A 15,038-nucleotide genomic window follows, 5' to 3' on the forward strand; every position below is an offset into this window, starting at 1 on the left:
AAAGAAAGCGATGGTGTTCTTTCGTATGCTCTTGGCTAAATCGACTACGGATTCTTCCCGCAGTGCGGCAATCGCGTCAAGTGTGCCATGCGCGTACCACGGCAGATTCAGTCTGCCGCGATGCGGAACAGGCGCAAGATACGGGCCGTCTGTTTCCAAAAGGAGACGATCCCGTGCAACCCTTTTTGCCAGTTCTTTCGGGGCATGGGCATTCTTAAAAGTCACCATGCCGCCGAGAGAAAGAAAATAGCCAAAATGGGCTAATTCCTCCCACGCTTGCGGCTCTTCATTATACGAGTGCATTAACGCACGAAGGGAAGAACCAAAATTTTTCAAAATAGCGAACGTGTCTTCCCGCGCTTCGCGGCTGTGGATGACGACCGGCAAACGCAGCTCCTGCGCCAGCGCCAACTGGCGTTCGAATACGACTTGCTGCGTTTTGCGCGGCGAGAAATCATAGTGGTAATCCAGCCCGATTTCTCCAATCGCAACCACTTTTTTCTCCTCGGCAAGCGTGCGCATCCGTTGTTCCCATTCCGGCGTGTATCCCGCTGCTTCATGCGGATGGGTGCCGATACAGGCAAAAAGGCGTTCGTATTGCTTTGCCAGAGCGACCGCCTTTAGGGAACTCGCTTCGTCGCAGCCGGGGTTAATGACCGCCTCAACCCTTTCGCTTTCGAGACGTGCGAGAATGTCCTCGCGCTGTTCATCATACGCCTCATCATCAAGATGGCAATGCGCATCGATAATCCAAGGTTGTTTCGCCTCATCAGAGATGGATGCACAGTCTACCGACGACTTTATTTCTGTTGTCTCGTTCTCGTTTTTCTCAGTCACGATCCCCCGCCTTTTCCTGCTGACGCTTAAGCAGCTCTTCAAGGCTCAGTCCCAAGCGGCTTGCCAGCAGTTGATTGTTTGCCTCGGCAATCTTTTCTATCTCCTCTTCCATCTTCAAACGGGGAAAGAGTGGTTCACCCTTGTGTACACGCGTTCCCACCGGTAATTGATTCACTTCTCCGGCATGTAAAAATCCCTTTCCGTCGAAGCCGATCTGCGCAAACATCTTGGGGGCGGTTTCCGGCATGAACGGAACAAGAAGAGAGGCTACTGTCGTCAAACTATCGAGCAAACGGTAGAGAACCGTATCTAAGCGCTTTTTCTTTGCCGGATCTTTTGCCAATGCCCATGGTTCCGTTTCATCAATGTATTTATTCGTGCGGCGAATCAGACTCCAGATTGCCTCAAGACCACGCTGGAAATCGTAGTGTTCCATTGCCTGCTCCAACGCTTTAGGAGTCTCCTGCTGCATGGCAATCAACTCCTCATCCGGCGTTTGCGCTTCTGTAGGCTCCGGCACGATTCCTTCATTATATTTTTCCACCATCGCCACACTGCGGGAAAGCAGATTCCCCAAATCATTCGCCAAATCCGCGTTCAATCTGGTCAGGAATTTACGCATGGCAAAGTTGCCGTCCGAACCGAAATTAAATTCACGCAGCACGAAATATTTCAGGGCATCCCGACCGTACGCGGCAATCAGGGGCTCCGGATAGATAACATTGCCCTTAGATTTTGACATTTTGTCATCATCAAAAAGGATCCAACCATGCCCAAAAATCGTCTCCGGAAGAGGCATGTCGAGTGCCATGAGCACGGCGGGCCAGATAATGGAATGGAAACGCATAATGTCCCGCCCGACAAAATGAACGGCAGCAGGCCAATAGTGCCGGAATTTTTCTTGCTCTTCGCCAAAGCCGATGCCGGTGAGATAGCAAATAAGCGCATCCACCCAAACGTAAATAACGTGTTCCGGATCAAAAGGCACCGGAACACCCCATTTTAGACGCTTACGAGAAACCGATAAATCTTCGAGACCATCCTTAAAGAAAGAGCCAATCATCTCTTTTTGGCGATTCTCCGGTTGCATAAATTCCGGATGTTCTTTGTAATATTGCAGCAGGCGATCTTGATATTCCGACAGACGGAAGAAATAGCTTTCTTCTTCGCGATGTTCTACCGGTCGTCCACAGCTGGGGCATTTTCCATCCTGAAGCTGCGCTTCCGTCCAAAATTCTTCGCACGGCGTACAGTAGTAGCCGGAATACTTTCCTTTGTAGATGGCTCCTTTGTCATAAAGGCGCTGAAACAACTCCTGCACATCTTTTTCGTGCTGCGCAGAAGACGAGCGCACAAACGCATCCGGCTCTACATCTAAAAGCGCCCACAATTCCTTGATAGAGTCTACGATGGGATCAATATATTCTAATGGTGCAACGTGCTTTTCTTCGGCAATTCGTGCCAGTTTTTCGCCATGTTCATCCGAACCGGTAACGTAATAGGCATCATACCCCTGTTCTTTTTTATACCGCTTAACCGCATCGGCAATAATAGAGGTATATGTATTGCCTAAATGCAAATTCGCGCTGGGATAGTAAATCGGTGCCGTAATATAAAACGGCTTTTTTTCGCTCTCGTGATGATCACACATAGTGGCTCCTTTCGTTTGAAACGACTGGACACATTATAACATAGCCCTTTCCTGCGAGGAGATTGCCCTCTCTGCCTCCGACCACATCTCTTATTGAAAAGCACCGATTCGTTTTCCATGGCAAAGCGAGGAAATGCGATCCGGCGTATTCATGCTATAATGAATCGGCATTTGCACAAAAACCGGCATTTTCCCGGCATGTGCTGAAACACCGAAAAAGGAGTATCCATGCGTAAGCGTTCGCTGTTTTTCAAAAACGCCCTTTTACAGTTTACCTTTTTCATCAGCTTTTGCATGATGACCGTATTCACCGTGCTTTATATGCAATCGCTCGGTTTTACGACGCTGCATACTGGTATTATTTTCGGCTTGGCTAATTTTTTCAGTGCCTGGTTGCAACTATTCACCGGCAGAATAGCGGATTCCGCCAAAAGAATTACCATGAAACACGTTTTGCTGGCACACGCCGGTCTTGCCGCACTCGCCATGGTTCCTTTGGCATTTTTCTCTGTGCATGGTCTTCTTGTTCCGCTGGTTTTTTTTGTGTTCAGCCTTTTGGCACAGGCTATACAAGGACCGATTAACGCGGTTTCCGTTGCCTTTGAGCAAGCCGGTTATCCGATTCAATTCAGTGTGATTCGCGGTATCGGTTCTGCCGGTTACGGACTGACTGCCCTTCTTTCGGGCATATATTTTGACCACTATTCCTTGGCACAACTTCCTTTTCTGCTGTTTGTCAGCATGGTGCTTTTCGGTCTGGTGATTTTTCTTCTGCCTCCGGTGCCGGTGGGCAGGCTCCGCCCCGATAAAAACACCGTTGGTGTAGTCGATCCGCCGACACAGCATTTTTATCGCAAGTATCCGTTTTTTATCCCCCTCGTCATCGGCTTTACACTCCTATTTTCCGGACACATGGTGATTAATACCTATTTGGCACTGCTGGTGGAAAATGTAGGCGGAGGAGCAACGCAGGCAGGTATGGCGGTCAGTTGTGCCATTTTGATGGAGGTCATTTCCCTGTTCTGCTATGGGCATCTTCGGCAGCATGTTTCTGATCGCTTTCTGATGGGAACAGCAGCGGTGGTTTTTACGATAAAAGCGGTGATTCTGTTTTTTGCCTCCAATGTTTTTATGGTCTACCTTTCACAACTCTTTCAATTTGCCACTTTCCCCTTTTTTACGGCAGGCATCAGTTACTTCTCTGCTGCTACGGTAGAAAAAAAGGATCTCGTCAAGGGGCAAAATGTCGTCACGATTATTATGTCCCTCGGTGGAGCAGGCGGATCGCTTGTTGGCGGCATTATCCTTCACTATCTTCCGGTTTCTTCGGTGCTGCTAATAACCGTTCTCTTAAGTCTCATCGGGACGGTGATCGCCCTTTCCGGCATTCAACAAACCGCTGTACCACAAGTGCATAGCGAAGGTTGAGCGTAGAGCAACCTTGTTTCGATTTGCCGGATACCAATGCTCCCTCCTCTTTTTTCGAAAAACGGGACAAAATTCCTCCCCTGACGTATGATAAGAACAAGGAGAAAAGGAGAAAATCATGTTCGCGTACAAAAAAGAATACGATAACGTTTTAGATGAATTAAAAGACCGCGGCTACTTTGATAATGCAACGGATGAATCTGCCCTTCGTCAGCTTTTGGAAAAGGGGCCGGTCAAATTCTATATTGGTTTTGATGCCACGGCGGATTCCCTTACGGTTGGGCATTTCATTCAGATCATGGTGCTTATGCGTATGCAGGCCTACGGACACATTCCCATTGCCCTTCTCGGCGGCGGTACCACAATGATCGGCGACCCGTCCGGACGCAGCGATATGCGCACAGTCATGACCAAAGAGAAAATCAACCACAATGCGGAGTGCTTTTATCATCAGCTTTCGCGCTTCATTGACTTCCAAGAAGATAACGCCATCGTCGTCAATAACCGTGACTGGCTGTTGGATTTGAATTTTCTGGGTTTTATGCGCGATGTGGGTGTCCACTTCAATGTGGGAGAGATGATTAAAAAGGACGCGTACAAGAACCGTCTTTCCGCCGGCGGACTTACTTTTTTCGAGTTCGCCTATATGTTGCTGCAAAGCTATGACTTTTTGGAATTGTACCGTCGCGAAGGCTGCCGTTTGCAATTTGGCGGATCGGATCAATGGGCAAACATCATTGGTGGCGTAGATTTGGTGCGCAAGGCGGAAAATGCCGAAGTATACGGAATGACGTTTAAGCTGCTTACCACAGCAGACGGCGTAAAAATGGGCAAATCCATGAAGGGAGCAGTCTGGCTCGATGAGAACAAAACTTCTCCCTATGAATTGTTCCAGTATATGCGCAATGTGGATGACCGTGACGTGACGAAATTCCTGTTGCAACTGACGTTCCTTCCCAAGGCGGAATGCGAGCAACTGGGCAGTTATACGGATGAGCGCATCAATCAGGGCAAAGAACGTCTGGCGTATGAAGTGACGCGCATCGTGCATGGCAAAGAGAAAGCGGATGAGGCACTTGCGGCGTCTAAAGCGCTCTTTGGCGTCGGTGTGGATCATGAACACATGCCGGAAAAGCGTATCGCGTTTTCCGGAGATTCCATTGGTATTTTGAATCTGCTGACGCTTGCCGAACTCACCAAATCGAACGGCGAAGCACGCCGTCTGGTGCAGCAGGGTGGCATTGCGGTGGACGATACCAAAGTCACCGATATCGCGACCGAAATATCGCGTTCTTCTCTCGAAAAAGGCATCACCGTCAAGAAGGGCAAAAAAATCTATTTGCGCTTGTTGCTGGATGAGGAAAACTGATGAAACGTCGTCTTCCGCTTACCACGCTGAGTTTGGTCGCCGCTTTTGCCGTTTTAGGGGATGCGCTGGGAATGTATCGTCCTGAATTGCGCACACTTTGTGGAGGGATTGCCATGGTTTGCGGCATCGCCTTTATTATCCAATCCTTTGTCGACCCGACCCATTTTGCAGGCGAAATGCAAGACCGTGTTGGATTTTCGGTGTTTGCCTATTTTTCCCTCGCCTTGCTGTATCTTGCGCCCTATGCAGAAGACTATTTCGTTGGCTACAGCGCGAAAAAGCTCTTTTGGGTCGCTTTGATCGCGCATGGGATACTGACGCTTTTCACCCTCTTTCGCTTTCTTCGTGAGCGCGGAAAGATCGCCTTACAGCCGGCCTCTTTACTGTACTTTGTCGGCATGGCAGCGATTGGCGATACAGCTGCCGCTTTTGATCTGATTGCCTTCGGCAGAATCTTCTTCGCTGTCGGGTTAATCGCCGCGCTTGGTCTCTACACCCTACTTCTCCGTCAGCACCTTTCGGAGCAAAAAAAAGAACGGAGAACCGAAACCAGTAATACAAGCGGTTTGGTTGCCGACAAGGCGATCGCCGTCAAAAAAAACAAGTATGCTTCGAAACAGCTGGACATCACACTTTTGGCACCGGTTGGCATTCTTCTTGCTGCGTATTCGCTGCTTTTTTCCAACGCCACTCCTCTGTTTTTCTTGTTATTCGGAGCGACGATTGTGCTGTGGGGCGTGTCGGTTTGGCGCATATTTTTCCTTTTTGTCAAACCTTTTTCCGCCGACCTTCTGCTCTCCGCTTTTCCGTTCGCCATCTCTGCATTGGCCCTGCAGCGTGCAAATTCCCTTGTGCCGTATATCTCTGTAGTACATCTGCTTATGCCGTGGGTCTCACTCATCGCCGTTTTACTGGCGACGATACTTTGCTATTTGCTGCTGCTTCGTCTCTTGTGGCGTTTGGTTGGCGGAAAATGAGTCCGGTGCAGCCTTTCTACAGCGACAAACTTTATGCATTGTCCAATAAGGAGGTCGATCATGAAGAAGGTTTTTTTATGGATGCGATGGGGATTGTTCCTCGCCCTTTGGATACTTGGGTTGGTTTATGGATCGACTCTATTCAGTGTTCTTAACAAACAATTTTACTGCTTTCTGAGTAGCACCTTAAAGATTCATCAAAATATTGCGGATATTGTTTTTTGTCTCCTTGTATTCGTGGATCTTCTCCTTTTTTATGGATTCGGTCTCGTCTTTTTCACCTGCCGCATTGAGCTACCCAACTATAATGTGCCATTCTATTCCTTTTCCACATTCCTCCCACGTCTCGTAAAAAGCTGTGTGGTTTTGTTGGTTTGCTGCCTTGTTTTAGAAGGGTATATGTTTCTCTGCGCTTATATAAAGAAAACATTTGATCATATACCTTTCTATATTTACAGCTTCTACCCAGACGACCTCTTTTGGCTTAAAGTTGTCATTCCATGGTATTATCTTTCCCAAGAGATGGCGTTTCTGGTCGCTTATCTTCGAACCGATGAAGACGATGAGGGGGATTTGGCGGATAGTCTGAAGCAAACATCGGACAGTTGTGACGCATGAGGAAATAATTATGCTACGTTATATCATCAAAGAAAAAAAAGAATTTTTGCTTTTTCTGGTTTTAATGCCTTTGCGTGCTCTGAGTTCTGTTGCGGTCATGACGATTATTGCCAGTATCATCGATTTCGCGATGGGCGGATCGTTAACGCAACTGCCAAAATATATTATGTATTTCGGCGTTTACATCCTCGTCGATTTCCTCATTAATGTTTTTGATGCAAAAATACATTTTACGCTGATTCAAAAGAGCATCTCTCGCTTGAAACAGCGTCTCTTTCAAAAAATGATGTGGCAAGACAAAGATGTTTTTCATGATAAATCATCAACCTATCTTTCCGTTATCGAAAATGACGTAGAAGTTCTGCGTGAAGTGCTTTATACGATCATGGATATGATGGAAGATTTTATGCGCATGTTCTTTGCGACTCTTATCGTTTTTTACTACAGTTGGCAGATAGGTTTGTTTATTCTGCTCACTTCTTTTTTGCAGGCTTTTATTCCTATTGCTTTTGGTAAAAAATTAGAGCACTGCGGAGAAGAATATACCATAGGACAAGAGCGGCATATTGCGACCCTGAAGGACTACCTTGCTTCCTATACGACGACTAAACTATTTCATATTGAACCTCAGTTGACAAGGAATTATGGAAAAATCGTACATGAGGTGGAAACAAAATGGAAGGAAAAGGAGTTTTTAAGCTCTTTCGTCAATTCCTTTTCGTATGTTTTCAATAAAATAGCGTATTTGGGAATTTTTCTCGTTGGTGGATATTTACTGATGATAGGAAGCATACGCTTATCCATTATCGTGGCGATTACGAATGTCGTTTCCTATATTAGTGGTCCTTCTTTGTATTTAGTGGATGACTTGGCAAAGATAAAGGCAGCGCAGACTGCGCTTTTTCGTATAGAAAAAATCTTAAATCAGGAAATGGCGGAAGAGCCAACTGATGAACCGCCCATAGCCTTGCACACGATTCAGTTGGTCGATGTTTCCTTTGCTTACGAGAAGAAGAGCATACTGAAAGCCGTCTCTTACCAGTTTGAGCACAATCAAAAATATCTTATCGTTGGAGAAAGCGGCGCAGGAAAAACGACGTTGCTCAATTTACTCTCCGGTTTAGAGAAAAAATACACCGGAAAAATTCTGTATAACAATATGGAACGGAAACGAATCAGTGGCAAAAACATAGCAAAGAATATTTGCCTTATCGAGCAAACACCCTTCCTCTTTAAGGATACGATTTTGAATAATATAACCTTATTTGAACCGTTCGATACAGAGGAAGTCAAACAGGCGTTAGCCCAGGTTGGCCTGTTGGAATATGTTCTTCACTTAGAAGATGGTCTGCAAACCGTCCTCTTTGAAAACGGAAGCAATCTATCCGGCGGTGAAAAGCAACGTTTAGCGTTAGCACGTGCCTTACTTCGAAAAACACCATTTATCCTTTTAGATGAATACACCTCGAATTTAGACAAACACGCATTAGAGCAGATTGAACAGTGTGTTTTTTCTCTACAGGATGTGACCGTTATTGTCGTGTCCCATCGTAGCGAGGAAAAAGATGAGAATTACCAACATGTCATTCGCATTGAAAATGGGCAGATGGTTTCGTGTAAATAACCCACACCACCCCCATCTCATCAAAACTCAATGCATTTTATGGACAAACGCAACTGTTATAACGGGCATCCCCGTTGTATGCCGGACTTCATTCCGCCTTCTCTAATGCGCTCTGCAGGAAGCAGTCAAAAAGCAAGCCTAAACGTTCTACCCCTTCATCAATATCGTCTTCCATATGATTCCAAAAAAACTGCATCACAAAGCCAATGTAGGCATACCGACAAAACGAAGCGATACTGCGCAAATTGTCTTCGGTAATCGGTCGATTTCCTGCAGCTTGGCTCACCACACGAGAAAACACATCATTGGTCAACGAGAAAATATAGCGTTCCAACTGATCACGAGAAAGACCGTTAAAAACATGATAAACCGTCCGTGAATGCGCCTTGCAAGCACGAAGCGCGTCTTTCGTAACACTTTCCCATTCCAATAGGGTTTCTCCGGTTGCAAATTCCTTCACCCGTTCTGTAAACCAGGCGTCCAATAGCGCATAAATATCCTGATAATGATAGTAAAACGTATTTGGGCTGATCTCGGCGCGTTTCACCAATGCGGAGACGGTGATTTTGTCAAAAGGCATTTCTTCCAGCATCTCTCGAAAGGTAGACATAATAAGTTTTGTCGTATATTTTGCCATAGTTTTTCCTCTTTTCCCATGCGCCCGTGAGGCGCAATACCTCTCTTTGCACACTTTCACGGAAACGAAACTCCCTCTTCTTTATTCTCTTTCAATGTGCCACAAAAAGAAAAACACCCAGTCCCTTCTTATTCTTTACGCATAGCCTTCGGACCGCATCGACGAATCAGAAACAGCGCAAAGGGCAAGAATAAGGCAAATGCTCCGACGGAAAGAAGAGAAAATGTCATCGGCGAGATACTATTTCCCAGACGGGGCGCCCCAAAGAAGCAGAAGAGATAGAGTGCGGTATTGAGAAGGGAAGGCACAAACGAGGTGATCACGCCTTCCGAATTGTAGGGCTGAAAAACATAGTAGAGAAACAGCGGATAGATGGTAAAAAACGCCCCGTTCATGATTGTCAAGAGCATCGCCACAACAAGCATTTCGGTAGAAAAACGAAGAATCAACCCATTAACGAAAACCAGAACGAGCACCAACAACGTCGGCAAAGCCATCAGCTTCCACAAACTTATCATGCGCAGACGGAACATTTCCAGCAAGGCATGTTCTTCTTTGTAAAAACTGTAATGCAAGAGGCTCTTATCACAATTCACATACATCGCTTTCGTCAAGCGAGGATGGGCACAGAGCATGTACATAACGGTCGGCAGAAAATACACCAAAGACGACGAAGACCCATCCGCTTTAATAGCCTCGGAGAAGAACATACTAAGGCAAGTGAATGTCAGACCCAAAACCAAACCCATGCCGGTACGAATCCAAATCGGGCGTTCAATGATGCGCTTGTGACGCATAAAAAATAAAGCGTTCAGATAGGCATAACCGCTTTTTTTCGCCGTATATGCCGATTTTCGAAAGATTCCCGATGCGCTCTTCCTGTTCTCTGTGAAAGTCAAATCGGCATTGAACAACGAATCCTCGGCAAGAGTGTCGTCTTCCGCCATCTCTGCCGCCTCCTTCGCTTCGCCATGTAAGGGCGTTTCTTGCATAGAGGGTGACATTCCGTTTTGCAGGTCTTCTTCTTTAAGGAAAACATCGTTTTTTATATTGGCGGAAAAGTCAGAAAGCGAATAGTGCAAGTCGCCGCTTACCTCCATCAGACGGGAATAATCCGTTTTCTGCCAAAAATAACGCACCGAACGAACAGCCGGATACAGCAAACCCGCGCTAAGCAGCCACCCAAAATAGGAGGGCGTACTATTCCATGCCGAAAGCGCGGCAACCATTCCCATGGCTAACGATATGCGGATAACCGCATCCAAGAGCGGTTTCTTCTTCTCCGGCATCGATTGCTCTCGAATTTTCTTTTCATAGTTGTGCTGTGCGAATGCCCATTCAAGGAGTAAAACCGCAAGGCTCCAACCGACGACATCCGCGATGGACCAAACAGAAACGTAAACGGAAAACAGCAGGCTCCAAACTAAACAGCGGGAAAGACAATGCGCCCCAGGTCGGACGATATTGAGCAGCACGACACTGCGATGCAGATCCAGATGATAATAACGCTGCCACGCATAGAGCGTATCGCCTTCGGAAACGACGCGCGAACTTCCCCAACCGGAAAATAGATAGAGCACGATATACGCACCGGTCGAAATCGTATAGGTAAAAAGCGAAACATCTGCGTCAAGCGGCACCAGACCGAGCCCGAGAAAACGAAGCGCGGTAAGAATGCCATACGACACATATAAACACAAAAGAGAACTCGCCGCCGTTTTTAGCAGCTCCAAAATCAGCATGACCAACGGGCTAAGCATCCGGCTGATCGATTTGAAAACGGCAAAACGATAGTGATCGCCCAACAAGGATCCAATCAGCGGTATCCGACGCACCATGGCAACCAAACCGTTGACAAGGCTGTACCAGCTAATTAAGGTGACAAGACGCATGTCTTTCCAGAGGCGTTTACTGTTCATGTGCATCCTCTTCCGTCAACAGGCAAATTACGCGATTCTCCATATCCGCCTCGTGCAAGTCCTCTTCCACAGTAACGAGCGTTCCCTTTTTCAACAGCACGACCTTGTCGCAAAGGTCTTTTGCCAGTTGCAAAATGTGGGTGGAAAACAGAATGATGTGATCGCGGCGGATGAGGCGAATCCACTCCTTCATCTCATGTTGCACGACCACGTCCAAGGAGGTCAACGGTTCATCCATCAAAATCACACGAGGACGTAAAATCATGAACATGAGCATCTGCAGTTTATTTTTCATTCCCGTGGAATAGCTTTGAATGAGCCGATCCAGATCATCCGGAGCAAAATCAATCTGCGAAAAATACGCATTCAGATCAATCTTGCGTCCTATCTTTTCCGCATTGGCTTCCACAAAGAATTGCAACAGTTCCCGACCGGTAAGAAAATTCGGCAAGGTCGGTTCAGAGACCATGAAAAACGCATCCTCCGGAAGCAACGGCTGCATTTCTCCATTTTCTTCCAGCATCACGCGACCGCCGTCTTTCGTTCGTTCTCCGGCGATGAGCGAAAAGAGGGTCGTTTTTCCGGCACCGTTTCGCCCTAAAAGGGCATATACCGTACCTTGTTCAAAAACAGCGCTTGCTTCACAAAGCACGTGTTTATCTCCAAAAGACTTTTTCAATCCTTCAACATGTAAACGCATTACCACTCCTCCATAATCGGGGCTAAAGACGAAAGACACAAATTTTCACAGACATAGCGAATACGATACGCTTCCGGCAACAAAAACGCATATTTTACTTCACCGAGCATTCGGGAAAGCATGGCGGAATCCGCTTGCAAATATGCCGGAATACGATGCAGCAGCGCATCGCCCTCTTTGCGATACGCATAACGCAGACGAACGAGTGCTCCTTTTAATGCTTCCCCGTACAGTCGTCCGTGTCGTCCGTCCCAATATAGGGCAGGATTCGATGTTTCACAAAGAGCGCGCAGCAACAAAAAAAGTGTGCGTTCCGCACGGGTTCCTAAAAATAGCGTTAATACGGGTTCAAATGCCTGACTTTCTTCCCATTGTATCATGGAAGAAGGCGACCAACGACCGCGCAGACGCAAGAAAGCATCTGCGGCTTCGCGGTTGTGTAAAACCGATTCGGGCGGATGGTACAAAACGTCCAGCATTCGCCGACGCAGCAAAGCAGAAACTTCATAGGCATTGCCGGAAAAAAGGGGCGCGCGCCCTTTTTTTGCCGGCACGACGTATATTTTTCGTGCCTTTTCCTCTATCGTTTCTATTTTCCACACACGTCCGGCAAGCAAAAGATGTGCTCCTTCCATGGTCTGCGGCGTTAGCGGAATCATACCGATACGCTCTTTACCTGCCACCACGCGAAAATCAAGCGGCGTTTGAAATTGCGCATAGAAATCACGACGTGTGGCTATGCGCTCACCTGCAAGACCTAAAAACACCTCTTCGCCTTCTCCTTCGCTGCGCTCCAGAAAATCCTCGGCAAGAAGATGTTCTACAATCGCCTCTATATCTTCGTTCGATAAGAACGAAAAAACCTGCCATTGGGAAAGAGCGTACAAATCGGTATAAGAAAGTTCGCTTCCTTCCAAAGCCATCGACAGCACCTGGTGCGCAAACACGTCGTAGGGATGCGAAAGAGGTTGAACCGGCTCCAAAGTTCCCTCTTCGACCATGACCAGTGCCGTCACCGCTTGCAACAAAGCTTCGTCCTCGGTGGTCAGGAGATGAACACGTGCCGGTTCCGGCAGATGCCTTCCCGTTTGCGGTTCAACCATCTCTCCCCGTCCGCTCCGTCCGAGACGCTGCGCCAAAGAGGCAGCAGAAAACGGAGCATCAATCTGACAGACCGCATCTACCGCGCCGATGTCGATACCCAGCTCCAACGTAGATGTTGCGCAAAGCGCAAAGCGGGAAAAACCACCCTTCGCCCACTGCTCCGCTTCTTCACGCAAGTTTTTTTCCATGGAGGCATGATGCGCCATAACACGCAAAAAGACCTGTTCTCGCGAAACGCGCTCCTGTAAAGCATGCGCAATTTCTTCTACCCGTCGGCGCGAGTTGGGGAAAATCAGCAAGTTTTCTTTTTTAAGATACGAAAACAGCGCATCATACAACGCGAATTGCGCGGAGTTTTCCTCCTTCTCTTTCTCCCATACGACAGGAAAAATCTGTGTTGTACTTTCTATCGTTCGCTTCGTGCGATCCAATACCAAACGGGTTTCTCTTCCCGACGGGAAAAAGCGCTTGGCATCTTCATAATTGCCTTCTACGAGTGTGGCACTCATGCCGATATAGCGCGGCCTGGCACCGCTTCGTCGTTCGAGACGCATCAAAAGAGAGCGCAGTTGTACGCCGCGCGCGCCGGAAAGAAAATGATGACATTCGTCCACCAGTACCCAGTCCAATCGGGAAAATAGTGCCGAAATGCGTTCCGGATGCGTTGCAAACATCGCTTCTAAGGACTCCGGCGTAATGAGGACAATGCCGGAAGGATTTGCCAAACAACGGCGTTTTGCCGCCATATTGGCTTCTCCGTGCCATGCCGTGATCGGAATCGAAAGCGCTTTGCACAGCTTCCAAAGGCGATTCGTCTGGTCGTTAATCAGCGCGACCAAAGGCGAAATCAGTAGGATGCGCACGCCGTCCGGCGGAGAGGACCACGAAACGAGAGAGAGCGCCGGCAAAAGAGCGGCTTCTGTTTTTCCTGCCGCCGTGGGTGCGGAAAGAATAAAATTATCCTCCGTTTCCGTTGCGACGCGAATCGCCGCTTCCTGAATCGGGCGAAGCCCCTGCCAACCCTGTTCATAAATATACTGACGAATAGGCTCTGAAAGACGTCCAAAGGCAAACATCGCCGTCTCCTACAGGATTTCTATGTCGGCATCCTCTTGGTCATCGGGATCTTTTTCCACGCGACCGAGCGAACCAAAACGGCGCATTAACAGCTCTTCTGCCGAAAGGGACGGATTCTGTCTTGCCCATTGCAAAAGCTGCAGAAAATCTTTAATTACCGCACGAGGAGTGAGAAATTCCGCTGCCCCGGGGCGATTGAGTTCCGCCTGCATAAACTGCGCAATTTGCTCCTCAGTAAAGGGGTCATCCGCATAAGCATACGCGGTAACAAAAATCGTCTGCAATTTTTCCAGCAAAGTATAAATTTCCTCCGGTGTGAGCGGTTTCAGCATTTGCACCGTCGCCGTCGTATCCACTAAATCGCTCAAATCTTCTCGCGCAATGCCAAAACGTCCCTTTAACGCGCCGTAGCTTGCCATGCCCCGTCGTTCATCAAAAACCGTTTTTCGGGTGGCTGCCAGATTTATCCATAAACCGGACGTGTTTCCGCTTTTCGTCTCGTTATACAGGTTCAGAATGCGTTCATAGTTTTGTTCGCGCGTCATGCTGCGTGGCAATTTATAGAGATTGACACATTCATCAAAATTAACGACCAGACCGCGATAGCCGAATAAACGAAACAACTCGCTCCAATTGAGCAACACCTCGGTCCAATTGTCGTCCGTTATAATTTCTCCGATACCCAGCGTGCGTTTGGCTTCGGTTTTGGTTGGGATATGCCCACCGAGCCAGCGAAGCGCCATCGCTTTTTTCATCGCATCGCCTGCTGCCATGGCTTCCATGTAGAGCATCAGTACGCGCGTGAGCGCAAAGCGCAATCCGCCATCGGCAAACGTCGCCAATTGGGAAAAGAGATGCTCGCCGACTTGTGCTTTCTCTTTTCCCTCTTCGGCATACCAGCGATCCAGCATAGCGGAAAGCGCATTTCCCGAAGGGGCATCCTGCGTTTTCAGGCGTTTCATTATTTCCTGGTAGAGCGCAACGCCCTTGCCATCGGTGGCATGAAAACGTCGCGTGGGTGTCAAATCCACCGTCGCACTTACCATGTTCATCGAGCATGCCAGCTGTTCAATCGTATGCCGCCTTCTGCTTGAAAA

The 15,038-nt window shown here is 47.8% G+C and carries 12 protein-coding genes; 5 read left to right on the top strand and 7 right to left on the bottom strand.

Going from position 1 to position 15,038, the window contains the following annotated elements; all coding sequences use genetic code 11:
- The coding region (locus RDL68_RS04340) for a TatD family hydrolase (protein WP_308540455.1) at positions 1 to 837 on the bottom strand (837 nt) is incomplete at its 3' end.
- Entirely contained in the window at positions 830 to 2,488 is a 1,659-nt protein-coding gene (gene metG, locus RDL68_RS04345; RefSeq protein WP_308540456.1) for a methionine--tRNA ligase, read from the bottom strand. The genes RDL68_RS04340 and metG, both read right to left, overlap by 8 nt.
- Before the next feature lie 228 nt (positions 2,489 to 2,716).
- Between metG and RDL68_RS04350 the strand changes: the two genes are divergently transcribed.
- The 5 genes from RDL68_RS04350 (at position 2,717) to RDL68_RS04370 (ending at position 8,504) form a co-directional block, all read left to right on the top strand.
- The gene (locus RDL68_RS04350) at positions 2,717 to 3,916 is read left to right on the top strand and encodes an MFS transporter (RefSeq protein WP_308540457.1); all 1,200 of its coding nucleotides are present in this window, start codon (positions 2,717 to 2,719) and stop codon (positions 3,914 to 3,916) included.
- A gap of 118 nt (positions 3,917 to 4,034) precedes the next feature.
- A complete protein-coding gene (tyrS, locus tag RDL68_RS04355; protein WP_308540458.1) occupies positions 4,035 to 5,285 on the top strand; it encodes a tyrosine--tRNA ligase in 1,251 nt (416 codons plus the stop codon).
- Entirely contained in the window at positions 5,285 to 6,262 is a 978-nt protein-coding gene (locus RDL68_RS04360) for a hypothetical protein (protein WP_308540459.1), read from the top strand. The genes tyrS and RDL68_RS04360 overlap by 1 nt, the downstream gene beginning before the upstream one ends.
- Before the next feature lie 60 nt (positions 6,263 to 6,322).
- On the top strand, positions 6,323 to 6,880 hold the full coding sequence (locus tag RDL68_RS04365; protein ID WP_308540460.1) for a hypothetical protein: 558 nt from the start codon (positions 6,323 to 6,325) through the stop codon (positions 6,878 to 6,880).
- Between the two features lie 10 nt (positions 6,881 to 6,890).
- Positions 6,891 to 8,504 carry an ABC transporter ATP-binding protein gene (locus tag RDL68_RS04370; protein ID WP_308540461.1) on the top strand — a complete coding sequence of 538 codons (1,614 nt, stop codon included), beginning with the start codon at positions 6,891 to 6,893 and terminating at the stop codon, positions 8,502 to 8,504.
- An 88-nt stretch (positions 8,505 to 8,592) separates the two neighbouring features.
- Here RDL68_RS04370 and RDL68_RS04375 read toward each other — a convergent pair whose 3' ends face one another.
- The 5 genes from RDL68_RS04375 to RDL68_RS04395 form a co-directional block, all read right to left on the bottom strand.
- The gene (locus RDL68_RS04375) at positions 8,593 to 9,141 is read right to left on the bottom strand and encodes a TetR/AcrR family transcriptional regulator (protein ID WP_308540462.1); all 549 of its coding nucleotides are present in this window, start codon (positions 9,139 to 9,141) and stop codon (positions 8,593 to 8,595) included.
- A 128-nt stretch (positions 9,142 to 9,269) separates the two neighbouring features.
- The gene (locus RDL68_RS04380) at positions 9,270 to 11,060 is read right to left on the bottom strand and encodes a hypothetical protein (protein ID WP_308540463.1); all 1,791 of its coding nucleotides are present in this window, start codon (positions 11,058 to 11,060) and stop codon (positions 9,270 to 9,272) included.
- Positions 11,050 to 11,760 carry an ATP-binding cassette domain-containing protein gene (locus RDL68_RS04385; RefSeq protein ID WP_308540464.1) on the bottom strand — a complete coding sequence of 237 codons (711 nt, stop codon included), beginning with the start codon at positions 11,758 to 11,760 and terminating at the stop codon, positions 11,050 to 11,052. The genes RDL68_RS04380 and RDL68_RS04385 overlap by 11 nt, the downstream gene beginning before the upstream one ends.
- Positions 11,760 to 13,940 carry a DEAD/DEAH box helicase gene (locus RDL68_RS04390; protein ID WP_308540465.1) on the bottom strand — a complete coding sequence of 727 codons (2,181 nt, stop codon included), beginning with the start codon at positions 13,938 to 13,940 and terminating at the stop codon, positions 11,760 to 11,762. The genes RDL68_RS04385 and RDL68_RS04390 overlap by 1 nt, the downstream gene beginning before the upstream one ends.
- Positions 13,941 to 13,949: 9 nt before the next feature.
- A partial coding sequence (locus tag RDL68_RS04395; protein ID WP_308540466.1) for a BREX system ATP-binding domain-containing protein occupies positions 13,950 to 15,038 on the bottom strand: 1,089 nt, incomplete at its 5' end.

The sequence above is a fragment of the uncultured Murdochiella sp. genome (assembly GCF_902488755.1).
Taxonomy (GTDB): Bacteria; Bacillota; Clostridia; order Tissierellales; family Peptoniphilaceae; genus Murdochiella.

What these genes read in the sequence shown, in the direction of transcription:
- RDL68_RS04375 (WP_308540462.1), bottom strand. Translation starts at nt 9,141, where the DNA reads ATGGCAAAATATACGACAAAACTTATTATGTCTACCTTTCGAGAGATG.
- RDL68_RS04365 (WP_308540460.1), top strand. Translation starts at nt 6,323, where the DNA reads ATGAAGAAGGTTTTTTTATGGATGCGATGGGGATTGTTCCTCGCCCTT.
- RDL68_RS04370 (WP_308540461.1), top strand. Translation starts at nt 6,891, where the DNA reads ATGCTACGTTATATCATCAAAGAAAAAAAAGAATTTTTGCTTTTTCTG.
- RDL68_RS04360 (WP_308540459.1), top strand. Translation starts at nt 5,285, where the DNA reads ATGAAACGTCGTCTTCCGCTTACCACGCTGAGTTTGGTCGCCGCTTTT.
- RDL68_RS04350 (WP_308540457.1), top strand. Translation starts at nt 2,717, where the DNA reads ATGCGTAAGCGTTCGCTGTTTTTCAAAAACGCCCTTTTACAGTTTACC.
- RDL68_RS04390 (WP_308540465.1), bottom strand. Translation starts at nt 13,940, where the DNA reads ATGTTTGCCTTTGGACGTCTTTCAGAGCCTATTCGTCAGTATATTTAT.
- metG (WP_308540456.1), bottom strand. Translation starts at nt 2,488, where the DNA reads ATGTGTGATCATCACGAGAGCGAAAAAAAGCCGTTTTATATTACGGCA.
- tyrS (WP_308540458.1), top strand. Translation starts at nt 4,035, where the DNA reads ATGTTCGCGTACAAAAAAGAATACGATAACGTTTTAGATGAATTAAAA.
- RDL68_RS04380 (WP_308540463.1), bottom strand. Translation starts at nt 11,060, where the DNA reads ATGAACAGTAAACGCCTCTGGAAAGACATGCGTCTTGTCACCTTAATT.
- RDL68_RS04385 (WP_308540464.1), bottom strand. Translation starts at nt 11,760, where the DNA reads ATGCGTTTACATGTTGAAGGATTGAAAAAGTCTTTTGGAGATAAACAC.